Annotated in this window: 21 protein-coding genes; 5 read left to right on the plus strand and 16 right to left on the minus strand. The window is 68.9% G+C overall.

Annotated features, from left to right (window positions below):
• The coding region (locus JF886_RS00605) for a Flp family type IVb pilin (RefSeq protein WP_337308595.1) at positions 1-168 on the minus strand (168 nt) is incomplete at its 3' end.
• A gap of 182 nt (positions 169-350) precedes the next feature.
• Here JF886_RS00605 and JF886_RS00610 point away from each other — a divergent pair.
• Positions 351-1,064: a methyltransferase family protein gene (locus tag JF886_RS00610; RefSeq protein ID WP_337308556.1), complete on the plus strand. Its 714-nt coding sequence runs from the start codon at positions 351-353 to the stop codon at positions 1,062-1,064.
• Between the two features lie 94 nt (positions 1,065-1,158).
• The gene (locus tag JF886_RS00615) at positions 1,159-1,545 is read left to right on the plus strand and encodes a response regulator transcription factor (protein ID WP_337308558.1); all 387 of its coding nucleotides are present in this window, start codon (positions 1,159-1,161) and stop codon (positions 1,543-1,545) included.
• Positions 1,546-1,586: 41 nt separating this feature from the next.
• Here the strand turns inward: JF886_RS00615 and JF886_RS00620 are convergent, their stop codons facing one another.
• The 5 genes from JF886_RS00620 to JF886_RS00640 all read right to left on the minus strand — a co-directional run bounded on the left by JF886_RS00620 (position 1,587) and on the right by JF886_RS00640 (position 6,993).
• Positions 1,587-2,174, minus strand: a complete 588-nt coding sequence (locus JF886_RS00620) for a CvpA family protein (protein ID WP_337308560.1) — start codon at positions 2,172-2,174, stop codon at positions 1,587-1,589.
• Positions 2,175-2,216: 42 nt separating this feature from the next.
• A complete protein-coding gene (locus JF886_RS00625) occupies positions 2,217-3,149 on the minus strand; it encodes a type II secretion system F family protein (RefSeq protein WP_337308562.1) in 933 nt (310 codons plus the stop codon).
• Position 3,150: 1 nt separating this feature from the next.
• The gene (locus JF886_RS00630; protein WP_337308565.1) at positions 3,151-4,131 is read right to left on the minus strand and encodes a type II secretion system F family protein; all 981 of its coding nucleotides are present in this window, start codon (positions 4,129-4,131) and stop codon (positions 3,151-3,153) included.
• 44 nt (positions 4,132-4,175) lie between these two features.
• Positions 4,176-5,015 carry a Flp pilus assembly protein CpaB gene (cpaB, locus tag JF886_RS00635; protein ID WP_337308567.1) on the minus strand — a complete coding sequence of 280 codons (840 nt, stop codon included), beginning with the start codon at positions 5,013-5,015 and terminating at the stop codon, positions 4,176-4,178.
• 187 nt (positions 5,016-5,202) lie between these two features.
• Positions 5,203-6,993, minus strand: a complete 1,791-nt coding sequence (locus JF886_RS00640; RefSeq protein WP_337308569.1) for a tetratricopeptide repeat protein — start codon at positions 6,991-6,993, stop codon at positions 5,203-5,205.
• A gap of 257 nt (positions 6,994-7,250) precedes the next feature.
• Between JF886_RS00640 and JF886_RS00645 the strand changes: the two genes are divergently transcribed.
• Positions 7,251-8,444 carry an SPFH domain-containing protein gene (locus tag JF886_RS00645; RefSeq protein ID WP_337308571.1) on the plus strand — a complete coding sequence of 398 codons (1,194 nt, stop codon included), beginning with the start codon at positions 7,251-7,253 and terminating at the stop codon, positions 8,442-8,444.
• A 23-nt stretch (positions 8,445-8,467) separates the two neighbouring features.
• On the opposite strand, the gene JF886_RS00650 is transcribed toward JF886_RS00645, so the two are convergent.
• The 6 genes from JF886_RS00650 to JF886_RS00675 form a co-directional block, all read right to left on the minus strand.
• A complete protein-coding gene (locus JF886_RS00650) occupies positions 8,468-9,550 on the minus strand; it encodes an ABC transporter permease (RefSeq protein ID WP_337308573.1) in 1,083 nt (360 codons plus the stop codon).
• On the minus strand, positions 9,547-10,482 hold the full coding sequence (locus tag JF886_RS00655) for an ABC transporter ATP-binding protein (protein WP_337308574.1): 936 nt from the start codon (positions 10,480-10,482) through the stop codon (positions 9,547-9,549). Before JF886_RS00655 ends, JF886_RS00650 begins: the two co-directional genes overlap by 4 nt.
• A 199-nt stretch (positions 10,483-10,681) precedes the next feature.
• Positions 10,682-11,311, minus strand: a complete 630-nt coding sequence (locus tag JF886_RS00660; protein ID WP_337308576.1) for a hypothetical protein — start codon at positions 11,309-11,311, stop codon at positions 10,682-10,684.
• 23 nt (positions 11,312-11,334) lie between these two features.
• Positions 11,335-13,824, minus strand: a complete 2,490-nt coding sequence (locus tag JF886_RS00665) for an ABC transporter permease (RefSeq protein WP_337308579.1) — start codon at positions 13,822-13,824, stop codon at positions 11,335-11,337.
• Positions 13,821-14,639 (minus strand): ABC transporter ATP-binding protein, encoded by an 819-nt coding sequence (locus tag JF886_RS00670; protein WP_337308581.1) that lies wholly within the window; start codon positions 14,637-14,639, stop codon positions 13,821-13,823. The genes JF886_RS00665 and JF886_RS00670 overlap by 4 nt, the downstream gene beginning before the upstream one ends.
• Before the next feature lie 76 nt (positions 14,640-14,715).
• Positions 14,716-15,705 (minus strand): CAP domain-containing protein, encoded by a 990-nt coding sequence (locus tag JF886_RS00675; RefSeq protein WP_337308583.1) that lies wholly within the window; start codon positions 15,703-15,705, stop codon positions 14,716-14,718.
• A 636-nt stretch (positions 15,706-16,341) separates the two neighbouring features.
• On the opposite strand from JF886_RS00675, the gene JF886_RS00680 reads away from it, so the two are divergent.
• Complete coding sequence (locus JF886_RS00680) at positions 16,342-17,649, plus strand: TadA family conjugal transfer-associated ATPase (protein ID WP_337308597.1); 1,308 nt, start codon at positions 16,342-16,344, stop codon at positions 17,647-17,649.
• Positions 17,650-17,664: 15 nt separating this feature from the next.
• On the opposite strand, the gene JF886_RS00685 is transcribed toward JF886_RS00680, so the two are convergent.
• Positions 17,665-18,111, minus strand: coding sequence for a group II truncated hemoglobin (locus tag JF886_RS00685; protein ID WP_337308585.1), 447 nt, complete (start codon positions 18,109-18,111; stop codon positions 17,665-17,667).
• A 71-nt stretch (positions 18,112-18,182) separates the two neighbouring features.
• Positions 18,183-19,352, minus strand: coding sequence for a TadA family conjugal transfer-associated ATPase (locus tag JF886_RS00690; RefSeq protein ID WP_337308587.1), 1,170 nt, complete (start codon positions 19,350-19,352; stop codon positions 18,183-18,185).
• Between the two features lie 171 nt (positions 19,353-19,523).
• On the opposite strand from JF886_RS00690, the gene JF886_RS00695 reads away from it, so the two are divergent.
• Positions 19,524-20,096, plus strand: coding sequence for a hypothetical protein (locus JF886_RS00695; RefSeq protein ID WP_337308589.1), 573 nt, complete (start codon positions 19,524-19,526; stop codon positions 20,094-20,096).
• Here JF886_RS00695 and JF886_RS00700 read toward each other — a convergent pair.
• Both JF886_RS00700 and JF886_RS00705 read right to left on the minus strand, forming a co-directional pair.
• Positions 20,093-20,392 carry a hypothetical protein gene (locus JF886_RS00700; protein ID WP_337308591.1) on the minus strand — a complete coding sequence of 100 codons (300 nt, stop codon included), beginning with the start codon at positions 20,390-20,392 and terminating at the stop codon, positions 20,093-20,095. The two genes, JF886_RS00695 and JF886_RS00700, sit on opposite strands and share 4 nt — an antisense overlap.
• 9 nt (positions 20,393-20,401) lie before the next feature.
• Positions 20,402-22,297, minus strand: coding sequence for a hypothetical protein (locus JF886_RS00705; protein WP_337308593.1), 1,896 nt, complete (start codon positions 22,295-22,297; stop codon positions 20,402-20,404).
• Positions 22,298-22,449: the final 152 nt, after the last annotated feature.

The following is a 22,449-nucleotide window of genomic DNA, read 5'->3' on the forward strand; positions in this document are numbered from 1 at the left end:
GTTCGAGAAGACGTTGGTGACCTGCTTGCCAACAACGGTGAGGATGACGATGACGACGACGGCGATGAGGACGAGGATGAGCGCGTACTCGACCATACCCTGGCCTTCCTGATCGTCCTCGTTGCGAACCATGAGCTCGCGGAGTCGCAGATACAGATTGCTAAGCATTTCCGGTTTCACCTCCTTTGCATTGGGATCGTGTGTCGATTGATGCCGGTTCAATTGCCGGCGACCTCCCGAACTATGACCCCCGAATGTTCCACCGGGATGGACAGTCTGCGAAGGGATCGTAACAAAGCCTCGTACATCCGGAACCCGACTTTTCCCCGCGCCCGCTTAGACTCTTGACGATGACCATAGAGGCAGCCGCGCCGCGTTTTCGCACCTCGTCGACCGACACCATCCGCCTGCTGATCTTCGGGCGATTCGTGCCCGCGACGTTCTTCGCGGTGCTCGGTTACCTGCAGTTCCAGCGCCTGGCGAGCAACGTGCGTGGCCTGCCCAGGCCGGTCGATGCGCTGGCGGTGATCAGCGGGCCGCTCCCGGCGGCGCTGTACCTGCTGTTCTGCGCGATCCCGGTGTTCATCTACATCGGCAGGCCGGCGCCGCGCGCTCGTGACGGCAGGTGGCTTCCCCGCGCGGCCGGGCTCACAGGCACAGTGATGCTGCTCGTCGTCGGCGCCCTTCCGCAGGGTGCGCGCCTGTACTCCCCGCCGCCATGGTTGGGCGGCGTCTCCACCGCGCTCTCGGTGGTGGCGTTCGCTCTGGCCGTCTACGGTCTCCTGTACCTGCGCCGCAGCCTCAGTATCATCCCCGAGGTGCGACGCCTGGTCACCGGCGGACCCTACCGGGTGGTGCGCCATCCGCTCTACGCCGCCGAGATCCTGGCCGCGTGCGCCTTCGTGATGGTCAACCCCGGCGCGCTGGCGGTGGCCATGCTGGCGCCCTTCGTAGCCACACAGCTGCTGCGCTCGCGCTTCGAGGAGAGTCTGCTCACCGCGGCGTACCCGGAGTACCGCGACTACGTGCGCCACAGCCGGCGCCTCGTCCCGTTCCTCTGGTAGACGTCGTGGTGGGGTGGCGGAACGCCGTGGGGACCCCCGTATACTCGAATGAAGGTCCCCTTCCAATGTGTAGTGCTGCAGGAGTCCCGCGCGCATGAGCCGCCGCGTTCTAGTTGTCGATGACGATCCGCGCCTGCTCCACATCGTGGCCATGTATCTCGGCATCGAAGGCTACGACGTGGTCATCGCCGCCAACGGCGAGGAGGGCCTTGCGGCGGTCGCCAAGCAGGCCCCCGATCTGATCATCCTCGACATCATGATGCCGGGCATCGACGGCATTGAGACGTGCCAGAGGATCCGTGCCGACCCCGCCACCGCATCCATCCCTGTGCTGATGTTCAGCGCCCTCTCGGGCGACGAGGACGTGGAGCGTGCCCGGATGGTGGGGGCCAACCACCTGATCACCAAGCCGTTCAACCTCGTCGGCCTGGGCTCGGTGGTCAAGTCGTTCTTCGCACCGGACCACCCCGTCGCGGTCTGAGGTTTCCGTAGTCGCAGGACCCGCGTACGCGCCGGTCGTTGCTAGAAGTGGAGCGAAACCTGTGTCCCGTCCTCGAGGTGCGTGGTCAGGTCGGTGGTGGTCAGCGGGGCCACTGCGGCACGCACAACCGGCACTGCGCCCACTGCCCGGCCTGACAGCGCAGCGCCGTGGATGGCGTTGGCAGCCACGTCGCGGGACTCCGGCACGGTGTTGCCGGGACCCGGATGGGCGGCTCCCACGGCGAGTGCGACCGTGAACAGGACGAGTGCCTGGAAGAGCCCGACCGCGGCACCGAGGAATGTGGCTGCGACGCGGTCGAAGGCGATCACGGCGACGCTCTTGAGCCTGTCCTCGAAGACTCGTCCGAGTACCTCGAAGAGGATCACCACCACCACCACGATGGCGACGAAAGCCCACGCGTTGGCATAGATGTCGCCCTTGCGGAAGACCGCCGCCACGCCGTTGCCCATGTAGTAGGCGGCCAGGAAGCCGACGTAGAGGCCGACCAGCGACACCACGCGCCGAAGCGTGCGTGTGCGCCAGCCCACGATGGCGTTGACCACGATCAGCACGACCAGCAACAGGTCGGCGCTCAATTGGGGAACGTTGTTGTCGAGGGCTGCGATCATGCTGAGGTCAACCTGTGGTGGAGTGCGCGGGTCGCTCCCACGTCAGTGGAAGCTCTTGCTGACCTGGATGACGGCCGGGCCGAGCAGGACGATGAACAGCGTCGGGAAGATGCAACCAATCATCGGAATCAGCATCTTGATGGGGGCCTTCTGACCGGCCTCTTCCGCGCGCTGGCGACGACGCCTGCGAATCTCCTCTGACTGGATGCGCAACACGTTGGCGATGCCCACACCGAGCTGTTCGGACTGGATGATCGCCTGAAGGAAGTTGTTGAGCTCCTCGACCTTGTTGCGCCGGCCCATGTCGTCGAGAGCCTCCAGGCGCGGGCGGCCGAGGCGGACCTCGTTGAGCACCTGGTTGAACTCCGACGCGAGGACGTTGCGGTACTTGTCGGTGACGCGGGCGAGGGCGGCGTCGAACGCCAGGCCGGCCTCCACGCTGATGGTGAGCAGATCGAGCGCGCTGGGCAGCGCCAGGAGAATCTCCTTTTGGCGCTTCTTGATCTTGCGCGCGATGGTCATCGACGGGACCAGGTAGCCGAGCACCGCGCCGGCCACCGGTGCGAGGTATGAGGTGGGCGGGGTCAGCGAGACCAGGACGACGAGGCCGATGCCGAGTGCCACGCCGATCACCATGGCGATGACCTGCAGAGCCACGAAGCCTCCGGCGGTGAGGCCGCCGGGACGGCCGGCGAGGTTGAGCTTCTCCTGGATGGCCTGCTGCTGGCCACCCTGCATCCGGCGCGACATGATCTTGCCCAACTTGTCGAAAACGGGCTTGATCACTCGATCGGTGAAGGGCAGGCTCAGCTCGGCCTCGCTCAGACTGAGCACCTGGCGGCCGGTCTCGTTGAACTGCGAAAGGCGGGCCTCGAGCAGGTCGGCCTGGGTGGCCGTGGACTTGTTGGTGAGCCCGAACACAATGAAGCTCACGGCCATGAAGGTGAACAGTGCGGCGACGGCTCCGAGCAACACGTCAGACTTCGATCTTCACGATTTTCTGGATGGCGGCGGCACCGATGGCGATGGAGAAAATGCCGATGCCGAGCAGGATGTGGCCGAGCGTCTCGGTCAGCATCGGACCGAAGTACGAGGGCGACAGCATCTCCAGCACGCCGGCCAGGCCGAAAGGCAGCAGGGTGATGATGATTCCCGAGACGCGCGCCTGGGCGGTGAGCGTACGGATCTCGCCCTGGATGCGCACCCGCTCGCGGATGGTGTAGGCGATGGTGTCGAGGACCTCGGCGAGGTTGCCGCCGACCACGCGCTGGATCTGCACGGCGGTCACCAGCAGGTCGAAGTCCTCCGACTTGTTGCGCTGCACCATGTGGTGGAGTGCGTCGTCAACGTTGATGCCGAGGGCGATTTCGCGCACGGCCCGGCCGAACTCCTCGGAGATCGGCGGCGACGCGTTCTGGGCGACCGAGGCAAGCGCCTGGGCGAACGAGTAGCCGGCCTTGAGCGCGTTGCTGAGCAGGGTGATGGTGTCGCCGAGCTGGTTGTTGAAGGCTCGGGTGCGCCGACCCTGGCGGAACTTGAGGAACACTCCGCTGAGCAGCCAGGCGGCCACCGGGCCGACCAGCAGCATCACCGGCGTTCCGAAGCGCAGCGCGAGCAGCACACCCAGTGCCACGCCGGCGCCTGCCACGGCGAGGACCCACTCCGACGACTTCAGCTTGAGGTCCGCCTTCTGCAGGTCGTCGGCGAGCTTGCCGGTGTGCGAGGAGCGCGCCAGCAGCGGAGCGATCGCGGTGCTCACTACCTCGATCAGGTCGCGGATCGGGTTGCCGGTGCGCACCCGCGGGGCGGCAACCTCGGCCGGCCGGCCGTACTGGCTGAGCCGGGCGGCGACGCGGTCAGCCTCGGTGACCCGCCGCCCAGCTGCCCAGACGGTGAGCGACATGACCGTGCCGGCCGCCAGGACCGCCGCTGCGATCGCCGGCAGGGTCAGCGTCATCGTCGTTCCCCGTGGTCAGAAGGCCTGATGATCATTGCGCAGCCTCAGTGCTGGAAGAGGCTGTTGAGCAGCTCCGGGGTGACCGGGGTGTCGGCGCCCAGCGCCAGCGGAGTCCCGGTGCTCGACTCGTAGTTGGGCTTGTCGAAGCCGTTGGTGGCGTCGCGCTTGCCCCACTCGGCCTGCGGACGCAGCACGTACTTCAGGATCGTCTCGCCGCCAGGGGCGTGCGAGGTGATCAGCGCGGTGAGGATCTCCGCCTGGTTGCGCGGCAGCTCGACGACATACGAGTTGACCGCGGCGGATGCGCCGGCCGCGGCCGCACCGGTCGAGGCGCCGGCACGCAGCACGCGCACGTCCTGGAACGAGTAGCGCACGCCCGGCTTGTTGCCGGGGTCGACGAGGATGTCGATGTGGTCCTCAGGCTGGATGTAGTAGCCGACGGACATCAGCTCACCAACCAGGGTGGAGTTACCGCTCACACCCGCCGGGATCGCCAGGGCGACGTAGCCCTTGGTGATGTCGAGGTGCGTCACCACGCCGGTGCCGGGCGTCCCGGCGGTTGCCGACGCAAACAGCGAGGCGGTGAGCGGAATGTTGGCGCTGAGCGTGACCGGGGCTATCTTGCCCGCGGCCTGGGCTGGATCCGTGAAGCTGTCCTGGGGGAAGGTGCCCTGCGCGAGCGGCGCCAGGGTGAGCAGGTCGGGAGTGATCGAAGTCCCCGCGGCGATCGAGGACTTGGCCACGACGACGTTGGCGGTCGGCACGTTGTTCTTGCTGACGGTGCCACTGACCGCAAAGAGCACCGCGGCCGCAGCGGCTGCGGCCAGCACGATGCCCACGATCAGGAACACCCGGTTCTGCGGCTTATTGGGCTGAATGGCCAACGTCAGTTTCCCCTTGATGCGTTGTCGTGTTGTGGTTGCGCTGCATCCATGTGCGCTTGATGACGCGCTCTTCGTGTCGTGCAAGGAGTTTCGCCGAGGATCAGGCGTCCGGTGTCGCCGTCCGGTAACAAACCCATCGACTCTCCGATCCGGTTCTGACGCCGGGTCATGAAGGATGAGACCGCGGCTACTCCAGCCGACCGGTGCGCTGCGCGTTCATCAGCATGTTGAGCACGTCCTCGCGGTAGGGCGCGATGGCGGCGATCCGCCGGTACACGCGCAGCGCGTCGTTGTCCTCACCACGAAAGCGATGCTGGCGAGCGATGCGCTCCAGGTAGGACACTGCAAGCTCGGTGTCCTGGTTGTCGATGCAGATGTCCGCGAGACGGCTGAGCGGCTTCTCGTACACCGGGTCAGAGCGCGCCGCAGCCAGGTAGCAGTTGAGCGCTGCGTTGGACTTGCCCAGCGCACGGCAGCGGTCGCCGGCGTTCATCGCCAGGTCGGCAACGGTGCGTCCCCCGGTTGACTGCGCGAGCTCCTGGAGAAGGGCGGCAGCCTCATCGCAGCGCTTGCGACGCAGGCGCTCCTCGATGCGCCTCCGGATGTCGGACAGCGCGCTGTTGTTCTCGAAGGGGTCGTCCTCGACCGGTGCCGCGATCACCGATGGAGCGCCGCGGCGGGGCGACCGTGGCTCGCCCTGACGGCGCACGCCCCAAGTGCGCGGCTCGGCATCCCCGCCCTCCGCGGCGGCGGCGTCGAACTGCGGCACCTCCCGGGCGGGCGCCGGCGTGACCGACTCGGGGGTGGGGACAGGCTGGGCAGCGGCCGGCTGGGCCAGGACATTGGCCACGGGCGCAAGGGCAGGCTGAACGGTGGCCACCGACGGACCGGGACTGGGTACGGGCGCCTCCGCCGGCCTCGCCTGCGGCGCGGCCGCCTCGGGCGCGGCCGGCTCGAGGGAGGCGCCTGTGGGCCGCCAGGCGAGGAACTCGGAACCGGGCCGGTCCGTGCCCGCTGCGCCCGGCCGCGCCGGGGCGTGGGCGGCGGCGGGCTCGTCCGCGCTGAACAAGGGCATCTCCAGCCGTGCCTCTTCGTCGCCGGTGCTCCGGTGCGCCGGCGCGTCCTCGACGATGTGGAAGCCCGCCCGCGGCGCGACGAAGCCCGCATCCACGGTCAGGGCGGGACCATCCGCGGCGAGGGAAGGGTTGTCGTCGACGGCGGCTGCCTCGGAGTCGGAGTCGGAGTCGCAGTCGGTGAGAGTGCTCTCGACGGTGACCGGCTCGTCCGACGGGGTGAACTGCCAAGCGGGCACGTCGACGGCTTCCGCCTCGGCCGGCTCGATCGCCTCCGGTACATCGGAGGCGATCACCTCGTCGTCCACGAGGTCAGCCGATGCGGGATCCGCCGGGCGGCGCTGCCTGCGCCGCAGAGCAAAGCGGCGCCGCGAGGCGGGGAGCCGGGAGCTGGCGGGGTCATCGACGGCGTCCTCGAGATCAACGTTCCCGGCCTCCGCAGAGGCCTCGCTCTCCATGGTCACCAACTCCGGCACGGTCGCCTCGACGGCCGGTGGCGGCAGCTCAGCTGCATCCCCGCTCCGCGACCTCGACGCGTGGCCGAGGGCGGCCACCTCCTCGGCGCCGACCATGGCACTGTTCGGGTCGCTGGCGGGCTGGGGGACGACCGCGGCGGCCGTTTCCAATGGCCGCGCCGCGTCCAACGCGAGCAGGTACTCGTACACCGTGCGGCGCAGGCGTCGAGCGAGCTCCTGGCTGGAGGGACTGCCCGCTCGCGATGTGACCGCCTCGACCTCCTGGATGGTGTCGAGGAGGTGCTTCTCGTCCAGCCGCTCGGTCGCGATGGCCATCTCGAGGCGCGCCTGGAGCAGCTCGGCCACCTCGGGGACGTCCGCCGCCAGCGTGGATGCGGCATCCTGCCATCCATGGCGAAGAACGTCGAGGGCCTCGTTGGTCGCGATCACAGTCTGTGCCTGCCTCCAGCGCGCATGTCCCGAAATGTGGCGGATAGCGTCCGGTTGCGCCGCCATGGTCCGGTCACGGCGCGGTCACGAGGCGGTGCGAGCGTTTTCCAGCCGCTTCGCCATTCTCAGCCGAGCCCGGCAGACACCCCGACACCGGCGCGCAACGAACCTGTGAAGACTCTCATCCCGGCGGCGGGTTTGACCCGGCCGCGCAGCGCGGATAATGCCTTCAGAACGCCCACACATCGAGGCCTATGATGCCCAGCTTCTTCCCAGCCGCACGCGAGAACATCGCGGTTCCCGACAACCGCAAAGGGCAGATCGTCTTCAAGTGGCCGGACCTCAACATTCGGCGTTTCAGCAACGCCATCGTCGCCCCGGACGAGGTGGCGGTGTTCATGTACCAGGGCGAGGTCAAAGGCACTCTTCCGCCCGGCCGGCACCGCCTCGACGCCACCGAGATCCCCTTCCTCGGGCTCTTCGCGGACCACCTGACCGGCGGCAACCTCTACCGCGTCGAGATCTACTTCGTCGGCGCCCGCGAATACCCAGAGTTGAAGTTCGGGGGCCGGGTCGACAACGTCCAGGACCCGGTGACCGGGCTGGTTGTGTCCCTCGGCGTGTACGGGGAGTACTCGCTGAAGGTCGTCGATCCGTCGAAGCTGCTCACCAACCTGACGGGGACGGTGGACGTCACCAACAACGACGCCATCACCGACTGGGTCGCCCAGCAGCTGCTCAAGGTGCTGCGCACCGACGTCACCCAGCACGTTGTCGGCAAGGGCTGGCCGATCCTCGGCCTCGCCGCCTACGTCCCCGAGGTGGAGGCCGACGTGATCGCCCTCTCGGCAGAGCAGCTCGCCTCCTACGGTCTCGCCGTGGCGCGGATGGGGAACTTCACCATCAGCCTCGGCGACGAGGACGAGGCGCAGCTCAAGACCCTGGCACGCGACACCGCCTACTCGCGGCTCGCCGGCTCCTTTCAGCAGTACGCGGCCGGTGAGCTCCAGCTCGGCGCCGGCCAGGGCATGGCCCAGGGCGGCCAGGCGCTCAGCGGAGCCTTCCTCGGCGCCGGTCTCGGCCTCGGTGGCCAGGCCACGCAGATGCCGGGGGTTGGGCCCACCCCGCCGCCGGCGCCCGGCTTCGCCGGTGGAGGCGGCGGCTACCAGCCCACGCCCGGTGACGGCGGCGCCGCGTCGGTGAGCTGCCCCGCCTGCGCCACAGGCAACGCCGCGGGGGCGCGCTTCTGCACCAACTGCGGCGCCGCTCTCCCGGCCGCCGAGACCCACGTGTGTGCCGGATGCGGCGCGCCGCTGGCCGCCGGCGCCAAGTTCTGTTCGGCGTGCGGGCGCACCGTGGAGCCGGCTGCCGTGCCGGAGGGGTCGGCCGCACCGACAGCCCAGCCCCCCGCGTCAGAGCCGGAGGCGCCGCCCCCGCCGACCGCGCCCTGATCGGCGCGACGGCGATCGAGCCGTCAGTCCCAGCGGAAGCGCCAGGTGGCGATGGCGAAGGTCACCACGGCCCAGCCTGCGAGCACCAGGCAGTCGAGCGCGATCTCTGAGAGGCCGGCGCCGTCGTTCATCACCCGGTGCATGGCGTCGGTGAGCCACGTCAGCGGAAGGACATGCACAACCGTCTGCAACCAGCCTGGCAGCGTGGTGATCGGGAAGAAGACGCCCGACAGGAACATCATCGGAAACGCCACCATCGACGACAGCCCACGCGCCGCCTCACTCGTGCGCGCGGCGGCGGTCAGGAGGAAGCCGATACCGACGAACGCGGCCGTCCCGACCACCATCGGCACCAATGCGACCAACCAGGAACCGTGCGTCTTCGCTTGGAAGACAAGGATGCCGAGAAGGATGAGCACGAGCAGCTGAAGGGCGACGATCACCGCTCCTCCGGTGATCTGCGCAGCCAGAATCTGCGCCGGTCGCAGTGGCGTCGCTCGAAAACGGCGCAGGACCTTGCGCGCACGGAGATCTGCCAAGCCGATGGCGACGTAGTTGATGCCGCTCTGCAGGATGATGTAGGCGATCATCGCCGGCAGGAAGTAGTCGATCGCGGTCACCACGTTGACCGACGCCGATCGCGGTATGGCGAGGCTGACCTGGGGCGCGCCCTTGGAGGCGAACCCGTTGAGCACCTGCCCCAGGATCTGGTCAGCGATGGATGCGGTTGTCGACGTCTGGCTGCCCTGGTAGGGCACGACCTGCATAGGGGGCGCACTCGGGCTGGTGAGCGCAGCCCCGAAGCCGGTCGGGATGTCGACGACGACGGCGACGTTGTTGTTCTTCAGCCGGGTGATCTCGTCGCTCTGCGATCCCTGTTCTACGGTGATCCCGTTGATGTGGCCCAGCGCGGCGATGAGCTGCTGCGACTGCGCTGAGTGATCGGCGTCAACCACGCCGTAGGTGATGCTGAAGTTGTTGCCGCCGAAGAGCAGGCCGAAGATGACCATGAAGAGCACGGCAAGGCCGAGGGTAAAGAACAGCGCGATCCGGTTGCGGAAGCTGGAGCGAACCTCGTTGAGGGTCAGCGCCCGAAAAGCTCTCACGTGCGCAGGCTTCGCCCGGTTAGCGCGATGAACACGTCCTCGAGTGTGCCCTGACGTACGCGCAGGTCGCGGATGCCGGCCGCGGTGTCCTGGTCACCGCGGAGGAGCCAGTGCCCGTCGGGGTTGAGCAGCTCGCGAAGGACCCGTTCCGGAGCGCGCGTCGACACCGCGACGCGCCCGTCGACGGCGACGCTCTCGACGCCGACGAGGGCCGCGAGCGCGGCCTCGTCGACGCCGTGGGGCGCGTCGAATTCGATGGTGGTCCCGGGCGCGTGCGCGGTGATGAGGTTCTGCGGAGTGTCGAGGGCGACGATGCGACCGTGGTCGATGACCGCGATGCGCGAGCAGAGCCGCTCCGCCTCCTCCATGTAGTGGCTGGTCAGCACCACCGTCTTGCCGCGCGAGCGAATGCCCTCGATGACGTCCCAGATGTTGAGGCGCGCCTGGGGGTCGAGCCCGGTGGTCGGCTCGTCGAGGAAGACGACGTCGGGATCGTTGACCAAGGCGAGCGCGATGGACAGCCGCTGCATCTGCCCGCCGGAGAGGTCGCTCGCGTAGGCGTCGGCCTTCTCCTCGAGGTCAAACTCCTTGATCAGGTCGGCGGTGGGGCGCGCCGTCGGGTACAGCGCGCCGAAGAGGTCGATGGCCTCGCGCACCTTGGTGTACTCCGGCAGTGCGGTGGCCTGGAGCTGCACGCCGATGCGCGCCTTGATGGTGCGCGCCTGGAGAACAACGTCCGACCCCAGCACGGTCGCGCTGCCCGAGTCCGGGATGCGCAGGCCCTCGAGCATCTCCATGGTCGTGGTCTTGCCTGCGCCGTTGGGCCCGAGCATGCCGAAGACCTCGCCGGTCTCCACCTCGAAGCTGATGTCGTCGACAGCCACCACGTCGCCGTAGCGCTTCACCAGTCCCCTGGCGGTGATCACAGGCATGGCGGCGAGTATGGGGTTAAAAAGAAGAGCACCGCGACCCTCTCGGTTCGCGGCGCTTCTTGGGGAGGGGGATCCTGTCAGCGATCAGTGGTGATCGCAGGCAGATCATCGCGAAGACGAGTCGCGGACCGTCGCACGGCGATGTGCCGCGGCGTGGTGTGGTTGTAACGCAATGGTGGTGACGCCACGGACCGTGACCTTACGGCGTCGCTGCCCGAGATGCCGCGCTCGGACGTGGCGTGGCCAGGCCGAGCTCGGTGACAGTCTGGCGGTGAGTGAGTAGCAGCGCGTCGTCGAGGCGCGTGCCTCCGTTGCGGCCGCGCACCACGAGCCGGTCGACGAGGTTGTCGACGCGCCATTCCACGGTGAGCTCGACGACGACTGTCCCGTCTGACGCGGTGACGGTGCGCGTGGTGGCGTGGGCGGCGTCGCCGAGTGCGCCCGTCGAGGCGGCCCTGGCCCCGGCAACCGCGTCGAGCCGAGCAACGTCGGCGCTGTAGACGGTCGCCGCACCCGCGGGGGAGGCGAACTCCTCGACGCTGTCGCGGACCTGGAGAGGCCCGTTGGCCTCGGCCAGGCTGCCCGCGGCGCGGAAGAACTCCTCGCCCGAGCCGGCCAGGAAACCGGCGGCGTTGAGCTGCTGTACCACGCCGCTGATCGTTCCGGCGACATCGGCCGCGGTCAGCGGGTGCGGCGATGTGCTCAGCGCGAAGTCCGGCGACACCATCTGGTCGATGGTCAGCAGATACGTCGACGGCTCACCGCGCAGCACAGTGGGCGCGGCTGCCTGACCACAGGCGGCGACAACGGTCACCACGCACGCCGCCACGCCCCACCTCAATCGCACTCAGCTCAATCTTGGCGGATTGCGGCCACGATGCTGGTCCGCGCCACGCGGATCGCGGGCACGATGGTGGCGATGACACTGCCGCCGATCACAGCACTGACCACTGCGATCACGGCGATCAGGGGGAAGGCGAAGCTCGGTGTGAAACCCGGCGCCGAGACCGCCCGAAGCATGCCCACTACGATCGCGCAGCCTGTGGCCACCCCCAGGATGGCACCGCTGGCGGCGAGGACCACGGCCTCGGTGAGTACCAGCCGGCGGGCGCCGCCGCGGTCGAGGCCGACAGCGCGCAGCATGCTGAGCTCCCTGGATCCCTGGCGGATGTTGACCAGCAACGTGTTGACCACGGCGATCATCGACATCACCAGCGCCACGATGGAGATCGCCAGCAGGAGGCCGAGCGAGTGTTGCAGCGACCGCTCGGCGCTGCCACGGATGTCGTCGACGGTCACCGCCGAGAGGCCGTACGACGCAGCCGAGCCGATCACCGCCGATGCGTTCCCGGTGGTCTGCACGTCGAGGTCGTCGAACCCGCCCGCGGTGTCGCCGAAGTAGTGCACCGCGACATTGCGGTCCATGATCAGCGACTCCTCGCCATTCCCCGCCGGGAACGAGTGCTCGACGATGCCGGCGACAGCGAACGGCACGGTGCCACGGGCAGTGACCAGGTCCACAGACGAGCCGACCAGCCAGCCGTGGGCAACCGCGAACCCGCGCGGGGCCAGGACCGCCGGGCCGTTGTTCACTGCACGGAACGCGTCGGCGCGGGCCGGGGTGGTGACGTCGAGGCCGCCGCCGCTCTCGTACGCGGGGGTGTCGATGGTGGTGACTCCCAGGACCGAGCTGCCGCTGGCGACGGTGAGGAAGCGCAACGGCAGGGCCTGGCGAACGCCGGGCGAGGCGGTGATGTTCGCCTGCACCGCGTAGGTCTGCGCGACCGGGCTGCGCACCACGACGTCTCCGCTGAACAGGTGGGAGACCCAGGCGTTGCCGCCGGAGATGGCCCCGGAGGCGAGCGCGCTCACCGCCACCGCGCTGGCCACCGCGATGGTGAGACCGCTGAGCGTCAGGGCGGTGCGATTGCGCCGGCGCACCAGGTTGCGCGTCGCCGCTCCCGACTTGGAGCTGAACGCCGAGACGACGAAGCCGACCACGCGCGCGGCCCAGGGCGCCAGCAGCGGCAGGGAGCAGAGCACACCCGCGAGGACAAGCACGGTCCCGACCGCGGCCGCATTGCCGTCGCCGACGATGAAGAGGAGAGCCCCCACCGCCAGGAAAGGCGGGGCGAGCGCGATCGGAAAGGTGGCGATGTGCTCGCGCTCCGAGCCCGGATGCGGGCGCAGGCCGGCGAGGATCGGGTGGCGTCCGCTGGCGACCGCCGGGACGGCGGCGCCGAGCAGGGCCGCGGCCGCTCCCACCAGGACGGCGAGGAGCACCTGCCATCCGTTGACGCCCAGCGCCGGCGACGGCAGATCGGCGGGGGTGAGGTGGGACTCGAGGAAGGCGGCGAGGCCGATCCCGGCGCCGACACCGACAGGGACGGCGGCGACGGTGAGGATGGCCACCTCGACCATGAAGACGCGGAACACCTGCCGGGAGGAGGCGCCGGCGGCGCGGAGAAGCCCGGTCTCGCGACGGCGTTCGCTGGCGGCCAGCGCGACACTGTTGGCGGTGGCGCCGGCGCCGACCACCAGGCTGAGCACAGTGACCAGCACCAGCAGAGGCTGCACCTCGCCCAGTGGCGAACCGCTGCCGGCGAGCGGGTTGGCGGTGGTCACGGCGCTGCCCAGCGCGCTGGTCACCTCAGCGGCGACCTGGGAGACGTCGCTGCCCGGGGTGACCTGGAGCGCGACCATGGCGGTGCGCAAGCCGAGCGGGAACTGGTCGAGCATTGCGTGCTCGGTGATGAAGACACCGTTGCGGCCGAAGCCGCCGAGCCCGCCGCCGTTGCTGAAGCCGACGATGGTGAACGTATCAGGGCCTGTGCCGGTGGTGAGCTGGATCTTGTCGCCGATGCCGAGCGGGGTGCGGTGCTCGGCGACGGCCAGGGTGGCGGCCAGGCCCTCGTCAAGCACCACCTCGGAGGAGCTGTCGGCCGTGGGGACGCGGCCCGCGCCGAGCGAGAGCGGCCGCAACGCGACACTATCGCCGCGAAGCGCCAGGATGTTGACCGTGGTTCCGTTGATATTGGCGCTGCTCAGCCGGGCGACGACACGCTTCTCGTAGAGCGGAACGGCGGCGCTGACGCCGTTGAGATTGGCGAGCAGGGCCACCTCATTGGCGGTCAGGCCAGCGCCCGCGGTCACCCGCACGTCTAGGCTGGAGCCACCTGCGGACGAATGCGCGGCAGCCTTCGACTCGGAGTCGAGGCCGCTGATGGTGATCGACACGCCGAGCACCACCGCGATGCCGAGCGCAACCGCGATGCTGGTGAGGAGCGCGCGCAGTGGGCGGCCGCGGATGGCGCGCCGGGCCAGCGCCCAGGGCAGGCTCACAGGTCGAGCTTGCCGAGCCGCTCGACGAGGACGCCGACGGCTGCGGGCGCGCCGGTCTCGGTGCCCTGGGTGAGGGCCAGCTCATCGACGATCTGGCCGTCGCGCATCACCAGCACGCGGTCGGCGTGTGCGGCGACGCGCGCGTCGTGGGTCACCAGGACGGTGGTCTGCTGCTGGCTGCGGCAAAGGCGGCCAAGCAGGGCCATGACCTCATGGCCGGTCGTCCAGTCGAGGTTGCCGGTGGGCTCGTCGGCCAGCAGGAGCGCCGGGGCCGCGGCGAGGGCGCGGGCGATCGCCACGCGTTGCTGCTCGCCACCGGAGATCTCCTCGGGCCCGTGCCCCTGCAGCCCGTGCAGGTTGAGCTGGTCCATGAGCAGCGCGACGCGGTCGTTGATGTCCGCGTTGCTGACCCGACCATCGCGGTGGCGCCGCGAGCTCTCGTTGCGCAGCCGCAGCGGAAGGGCCACGTTCTCCGCGGCGGTGAGGTTGGGAAGCAGGTTGAAGAACTGAAACACGAAGCCGATGCGGTCACGACGGAAGGCCGAGAGTGCGCCGTCGTCGAGGTTGTAGAGCGACCTTCCCTCGACCGACACCATGCCTGCGTCTGGCGGCTCGAGACCGCCGAGGATGTGCAGCAGCGTGCTCTTGCCGCAGCCGCTCGGGCCCATGAGCGCCACGAACTCGCCGCGCGTCACCTGCAGCGACACGCCGCGCAGCACGTCGCGCGGCGGCCGGCTGATGCTGTACGTCTTGCGCAGCTCGTCAGCGATGACCACGGTGGTTGCCACCGGGGCGGGAGGGGAGGCGGTGCTCATAGTGTGCGGTCCTCGTCGTTGCGGAAGGTGCGACCGCGCCAAGTGGCGCGCGCCGCCTGCGGCGGTTGATGCGGCATCAGGCGATGAGGTAGTTCTCCAGCACGGACTCCACGGAGTTGAACAACAGTCCCCCTGGAGCCGCGAGCAGGGGCGGGACGCTCAGGTCCGGTAGGGCGGTCGGCGTGGGCACCTCGGTGGCCGCCGGCGTTGGCGTCGCCGTCGGAGCCGGTGTGGGCGTCGGCGTCGGTGCGGTTGTGGGCCCTGACGTCGCCGGCGGTTGCGCCGGGGGCGGTGGTGGTGCGTTGTTGCGCGTCGGTCCACTGGAGGGTCGCGGCGCGGGCTTTGGCTTTGGCGGCGGCGGCGGCGGGGGAGGTGGAGGCGAGCCGGCGAGCTGGGCGAACTCCTCGGAGAACATCCAGACGCCCGTGTGGCTGCCGCCGCCACCCGTCCAGGCGGCCGAGCCGGAGTTGGCGGAGCCGATGCCCAGCGCGGTGAAGTTGCCGTTGAGGATGTTGGCGCGGTGATCGGAGCTGTTCATGAAGGCGGTGTTGATCTGCGATGCGGCGGTGCCCGAGTCTCCGTACGTATTCCAGCCGATATTCTCTCCGGCCGACTGGTAGCGCACCCCGAAAGCCTGCATCATCGAGAAGACGAGCTGGCCACCGCAGTTGAGGATGGGGTGCGCAAAGTAGTTGCGCTGGATCATGTCGACGGAGCGTCCGTTGACCGCGAAGCCGCAGCCGTTGTACCGGCTTCCCTCACCGATGCCGCCGAGAGTCCCGTTTCCGCCCAGGGAGCGAACGCCGTTGCTGGCGCGATCTTGGTTGGTGAGGCTGAAGAGGGCGGAGTCTGCGCCGCCGTCCGCGCGCACCGGCGTGGCGGTGCCGGCGGCGTGCAGTGCGGCGATGCTCACGCCTACGAGCGCCACCAGGTAAGTTGCAGCGGTCACCCTGCGTCGCCACGAACGCGGCGTGAAGATGTCCTCATCATCGGCGCGCACCAGCGCGGCCGTGCGAGTGAGCTCCGCCCAGCGGACGTCGTCGACTGCGCCCTCGGCTCCCGTCATGTGCTGAGGGATACCCCAGCGAAGAGCCTCTGTGCGGTCGCGGTAACGGTTCGTAACCGGGATGTCGGCGATCCGTGGAGCGGCGTGGCCCGCGCGGGCTGTACCGAGCGTCGACAGGCTCGCCTTGACAGGATCGTTGCACGGACCGCGCCGGGTCGCGAGCAGCGCTGGATAGCCTTGGCAGGGCCGCCGTACAGATACTTGGAGTCGCACGACAGGATGTCGCTACTCGACCGCGTGCAGCGCAAAGCTGAAGGTGACGTCGCACGCACCACGCCTGACGTCACCCCGGCCGCCCCCGGGCCGGCTCCCGCGGCCGAGAGCGCGACTCCCGCACGCTCGGACTCGAATGGCTCCAGCGGTGCGGCTAGCGGGTGGCAGGTCCGACATTCGCCTGCACGGCGTGTGGACGCAGCGTCTGCCGAGACGGAGCCCGGTCGCGACCTCGCCGCGGCGCCGGTGAGCACAGCTGTCGCCGAGCCGGGCCCCGTGGCCCCTACCCCCGTGACGCCAACATCCCCTGCACCGGTGGTGGCACCGCGCACCCGACCAGCGCCGCAGTTGATGACGCGCACCGGCGCAGCGCCTGACGGCGGCGAACCGCCTCGCCAGACTTCACTGCTCAACCGCACCGGCATGGGCCGCGGGCCACTCGCCAAGCCCGGCTCCGGCAACATGTACGCGCAGCTGCGCAGCAAGGTTCACAACCGCCTCATCGAGGAGCTGGCCGGGAGCACGGACAGCACTCCGCCGGACCAGGTGCGCCAGCGCATCGGCGAGCTCGTCAATGAGCTGGTGACCGAGCAGAACCTGACCATGACGCGCCAGGACAAGCTGCGCGTCATCGACACCGTCATCGACGACGTGCTCGGTCTCGGACCGCTCGAGGTGCTGCTCGGTGACCCGGAGATCACCGAGATCATGATCAACAGCTCGCGGCAGATCTACGTCGAGCAGCACGGCAAGCTGAGCCTCAGCCCAGTCACCTTCGAGAGCAACGAGCAGCTCATGCAGGTGATCGACCGCATCGTCAGCACCATCGGCCGCCGCGTCGACGAATCCTCCCCGATGGTCGACGCCCGACTCAAGGACGGCTCGCGCGTCAACGTGATCATCCCGCCGCTGGCGCTCCGCGGCCCCACGGTGACCATCCGAAAGTTCGCCAAGGAGGCGTTCACCGTCGAGGACCTGGTGACCTTCGGATCAGTCACCGACGACATGGTGCGCTACCTGAGGGCGTGTGTCCGCGGACGGCTCAACGTCGTGGTCAGTGGGGGCACCGGTTCGGGAAAGACGACCACCCTGAACATCCTTTCCGGCTTCATCCCCGAGGATGAGCGCATCGTTACCATCGAGGATGCCGCGGAGCTCCAGCTGCGCCAGGACCACGTAGTCACCCTGGAAACCCGGCCCGCCAACATCGAAGGTCGCGGCCGCGTGTCGATCCGCGAGCTGGTCATCAACTCCCTGCGCATGCGCCCCGACCGGATCGTGGTTGGAGAGTGCCGTGGCGGCGAGGCACTGGACATGCTCCAGGCCATGAACACAGGCCACGACGGCTCCCTGACAACGCTCCACGCCAACAACCCGCGCGAGTGCGTGGGCCGCCTCGAGACGCTCGTGCTCATGGCCGGTGCCGAGCTGCCGTCGCGGGCGATCCGCGAGCAGATCGGCTCAGCGGTGAACATCATCGTGCAGCAGTCGCGCCTCCGTGACGGATCGCGCAAGGTGGTCAGCATCACCGAGGTTCTCGGCTGCGACGGTGGCGACGTGCAGCTCCGCGAGATCTTCACCTTCCGCCAGGAGGGCATCGATGAGGATGGCAAGGTGATGGGCGCCTTCACCCCGACCGGTGTGACTCCGCACTTCCTCGAACACCTCGCCAGCGAAGGCGAGCCGCTCCCGTTGGAGATGTTCCAGCCGGTGCCTGTCGGCGAGGGCTGAGCCGGGCAAACGGCCTCAGTCCTGGAGACCGTCCCATGACCAACGGGGGATGCGAAGGTCGTTGGGGACGTCGTCAGCGGAATGGTGGTAGCGGGCCATGGTCGTTGTCGTGGCCCACGCGAAGTAGTCGTGAAGCACCTGCGCAAGCAGCCCGTCTTCGGTGCCGACCTCCGTCACGGCCTCGTCGAAACAGGCGATCGCGCGGCGGTTCATCTCCTCGTGCTCTCCATTGCCGCTGTGCATGCGCACCACCGAGGCTTCATCGCCCATGGTGTCGGAGTATGTGGGCGGCCCCCCAAGGGCCTCGCCCCAATACGCCGCCAGACGCTGGCTGTGGTCGGGATGAAACCCGTGGCTGAATGCGTGGCTGACCACGTCGTCGGCCATGACCCGGCGATGCCAGGCGGCCGCCAGGCGACGCATGCCCAGGTGGCCACCTGCAGCCTCGTACACGGTCTGCATTCGTCAACTGTGGCATACCCGATGTGTAGGACACACCGGGGCGGGTAGGCCAGCCGTCCCGAGAGCCGCGCCTACCCCTGGCGCTGCTGCTGCTGAAGAAGTGCTTGCTGGGCCATGAGCTGGCGACGATCGGGGAACAGCTGCGCCAGGCGCGGCGGCAGCGGCACACCCATGTCGAACAACCTGTCGATGATCTTCGGGCGGATGCCGGTGGGGTTGAACTCACCGATGATCTGACCGGTCGACGGATCGGCGCCCTTGGACTCGAACTTGAAGATCTCCTGCATGGTGACGGTGTCACCCTCCATGCCGATGATCTCGGAGATCGCCGTGACCTTGCGCGAGCCGTCCTTGAGGCGGCTCAGCTGGATGACCAGGTCGATGGCGCTGGCGATCTGCTGACGGATGGCCTTGAGCGGCAGGTCCATGCCCGCCATGAGCACCAGGGTCTCGAGGCGCGAGAGCGTCTCGCGCGGGTTGTTCGCGTGGACGGTGGTCAGCGAGCCGTCGTGACCGGTGTTCATGGCCTGGAGCATGTCCAGCGCCTCGCCGCCGCGGCACTCACCCACGACGATCCGGTCAGGGCGCATGCGCAGGGAGTTGGCGACCAGGTCGCGGATGGTGATGCGGCCCTCGTTGTTGACGTCCGAGGGGCGCGACTCCATGCGGCACACGTGCTCTTGGTGGAGCTGCAGCTCGGCCGCGTCCTCGATGGTCACGATGCGCTCGTCGACCGGGATGAAGCTCGAGCACACGTTGAGGAGCGTCGTCTTGCCGGTACCGGTCCCGCCGCTGACCACGATGTTGGCCCTGGCCAGGACGCAGGCCTGCATGAACGCGGCCGCCTCCTGCGTGACGGTGCCGAAGCCGATCAGGTCGCTGACCTGGTACGGGTCCTTGCTGAACTTACGGATGGTGAGGATCGGTCCGTCGAGTGCCACCGGGGCGATGGCCGCGTTGACGCGGGATCCGTCGAGCAGGCGCGCGTCGCACAGCGGTGAGCGCTGGTCGATGCGCCGCCCAACCGAGGAGACGATGGTGTCGATGACGCGGAGCAGGTGCTCCTCGCTGTCGAAGCGAACGTCGGTGAGCAGGATCTTGCCCTTGCGCTCGACGTAGACCATCTCGTGTCCGTTGACCATGATCTCGGTGAGGCTGTCATCGTCGATGAGCGGACGCAGCGGTCCAAGCGCCTCGAGGTAGCGCGGGTCGATGCCTTTGGTGGCGGTGGCGATGCTCACGCTGGGGAGGCTCCTCTGGATTTGGATGGTTGGAGCTGGGGTTGTTCCGAGATTCTCTCCCGCTCCACTTCCGCAGCGACCAGAGGGAACCGGTTCGCGACACGATCTTTTCCAGACGCGACGACGCGCGAGGGTACGATGGGTCGGTCGAACCTACCTGGAGAGCAGACGATGCCGACTGATGCGTCCGCCGGCGACGGCAACGACCTCCCGGTCGAGGTTCCCGAGGACGAGTTCACCTTCGCCGCCCACGACCTGGGGCGAGGACGCGCCCCCGAACAGCTGCAACGCGATCTCGGCTTCGCTCCCTCGCGGACAGTCGACCCCCCCGTGGCCGATCCTTCCGACGACGGCTTCGTGATCCACCAGCCGCAGTCGCCCGCTCCTGCTGCCCCGGTCGACGCGCTGGTGGTCGGCGCTCCCGAGCCGGCGCTGGCCGACGTGCCGCCGCCCGCTGCCCATGCATTCAGGATCAGCTCCGCCACTGCGGTGGCCGCCCCCAGTCCGGCGGCGGAGTTGTGGACCCCACGCGAGCCGGCCACGGAAGCGGCATCCGTGGCACCAGCCACGCCGTCGCGCCGAGGTTGGTCCACGAGGAACAGCGAGCTGGTCGACCGATCTGCGAACGCCACCATGCTCCGCCTGCGTGAAGAGGCCGTCAACGTGAGTTGGAAGGCCGCCTGGATGGCGGTCACCGCTGCCAATCCTCGCCTGCTCCGCAAGCGCGGGACGTCGGCCTCTTAGCGACCGCGGCTGCTGCCGGCGCGCAGCTGCATCGCCTCGTACACGGCATCGAGGGTGGGGCGCTGGCCGGTGCGCAGGAGCTCGGCGACCACGTCGGGATCGATGCCGCCGGGTGCCGCGAGCGCGGCGGCCTGGGCGGCGTCTTCAGCCGCCGCCTTGGCGATGTGAAGCCTGTCCTTGAGTCGCTCGATGCGTGCAACCAGCAGGACGCAGAGTAGCGCCAGGAGAACCGCCACCGCCCCGACCGCGAGCACCGGTTGGGCGCGGACGGTGTCGAGGACGTGCTGCAGGTTCACGCGGTTCGCTCAGACGCCGGTCAGAACTTCGGTCGCCCGGTAATGCATCTCGCGCGCCATGGCTCGCACCACCGCGCTCTCGTGACCGGGGATCTCCATGCTGCTGATGGCGGCGATGGCGGACACGAAGTCGTCGACGCCGGGTCGAGCCGCGCCGATGGCCTCGGCCACGGGCGCGGCATCGTTCTCGCCGAGCCACACGGTGGCGATATCGGTCAGCTCGGCGCGCAACGCATCAACGTCGATGTCCAGTCGAGCAGGCACGAACTCTGTCGCCTCGCGCGCTTCGACGTCGGCCATGCCGTTGGCGTGAGCGTTACTGCTCTCCGAGAGGTCGGCGATTGTGAACACCGCCGGCTCGAAGTGCATGTCAGCGATGGAGAGGTCGGCATCCGCCGGAGTCTCGAGGACCTGAAACACGGGCGGTGCATCGGCCTCTGGCGCGGCTGCGGCCTCTATGTCCGCCTGGGGCGACGCGTCTGGAGACTCCTCCACGTGCGGCTCGACGCCGTTGGTGGCCGGTTCGACCACCGCGACGTCGGCAATCCCGACCGCCGCGCCGGTATCCGCGGCTGCAATCGTCGGGAGCGACGCCGCATCAGCGTTCCGACCGCCTGCCCTGGCCCGGCCCTTTCTGCCCCTGCCCCTCGTCGGCGCAGGGCCGGCATCGGAAGCCGGCTCAGGCGGTGCGGTCTCGGCGGTGGCGACCGGCCCGGAGTCATCCCCCTGGTCACCCGCCGCGCCGGCCTCGTCCACGACCGATGCGGACGTGTAGCCGGTGGGGAGGATGGTGATCGTCTCTGCGGAATGCGGCGGTCCGTCGGTACCCTCGGTTACGGCTGCGTCCGGCTCGGGCGCCGGCGCCTCGGCGGTGTCAGGTGCTGAGGAAACCCCGGCGATGTCGCCGATCACGCTCACACGCGCCTCCGATCCATGGAGAAGGTTGCGCAGCGCCGTCATCGAGGTAACCGGCCACTGCTGGCTCTCGGTGTACACGGCGACCAGCTCGCCCGCGTCGAACAGCGCGACACCAGGGTCAGCGGACACGACCAGCAGCCCGCAGGAACGGCCGGAGGTGCGCACCTCAGCGACGACGTCGTCAGTGTGCAGCCAGCCCGCGGGCAGGCCGGAGCCGAGTCGCTGTGACCGCCACAGCATCGGCAGAGCCGCCATCAAGCGGACGTCTGCGATGCGGTACGCGGTCAGTGTGCCCTCGAGGGAGGTCAACAACGAATGTGCAGCCTGGTCCCCGACCTGGCCTGTCGCGCCGTTCACCCACACTGCGTCGGTGACCTTCCCGCCGGCGATGAGCGCCGCGCCCTTGCAGGTCGGTCCGGAGAGCACCAGAAGGGAGTCCGGCAGGCGCGGGAGGGCGGCCTCGAGGTTGACGACGTTGGCCGCCGCGTCCGTCCACAGGGCTGTCGCCAGCGGTAGCAGCGGAAAGTCGCTGAGCCCGAAGGGCAGTTGGCTGGTCATCAGCGGTGGCCCGGGCGGTTGAGCTGCTGGCACCGCGGCGGGCGCGAACGTCTCCGCCACGGGGGCAACCGCCGGGGACGCCGGGTCGGTCGTTGGTCCGTTGGTGTCGGGGACGGCTTGGCGCCGTTGGAACAGTCCCATCAGGTCCTCCGCGCTGCAGTGGAGCGTGTCATCTGTGACCATGGCGCGCCGCCATGGAGCTACTCGAAATTCGGTCGGCAACTCGTCGAGGATCGCGTTCAGCGCGGCCTCACCAGCGAGCTTGCGGTCATCGGTGGTCTCGAACACGACATGGCTGGGGTGTCCGAACATGAAGAACACGGTTGCGTGCGCGCCCTCCCATTCGATGTCCAGGGCACCGGTGCGCTCGCGGTCGCCGGCGGCGGAGATCTCGCGCAGCATGGTGATATGAGAGGAGGTTGTTGCCATGCGCTGAGTCTCAGTCACCACTCGGCCACGGTCATCGCGCGCGCGTCACCGAAAAGTGGCGCCGCAACGACGGTTTGACACAGCCGCCATCAAACCGGCGCGGTCGGGGCCGAGCCGGCGCCCGGCGCACGCCGACACCGGCGAGGTCGGCG

The organism is Candidatus Aeolococcus gillhamiae (assembly GCF_016464765.1).
In the GTDB taxonomy this organism is placed as follows: domain Bacteria; phylum Chloroflexota; class Dormibacteria; order Aeolococcales; family Aeolococcaceae; genus Aeolococcus; species Aeolococcus gillhamiae.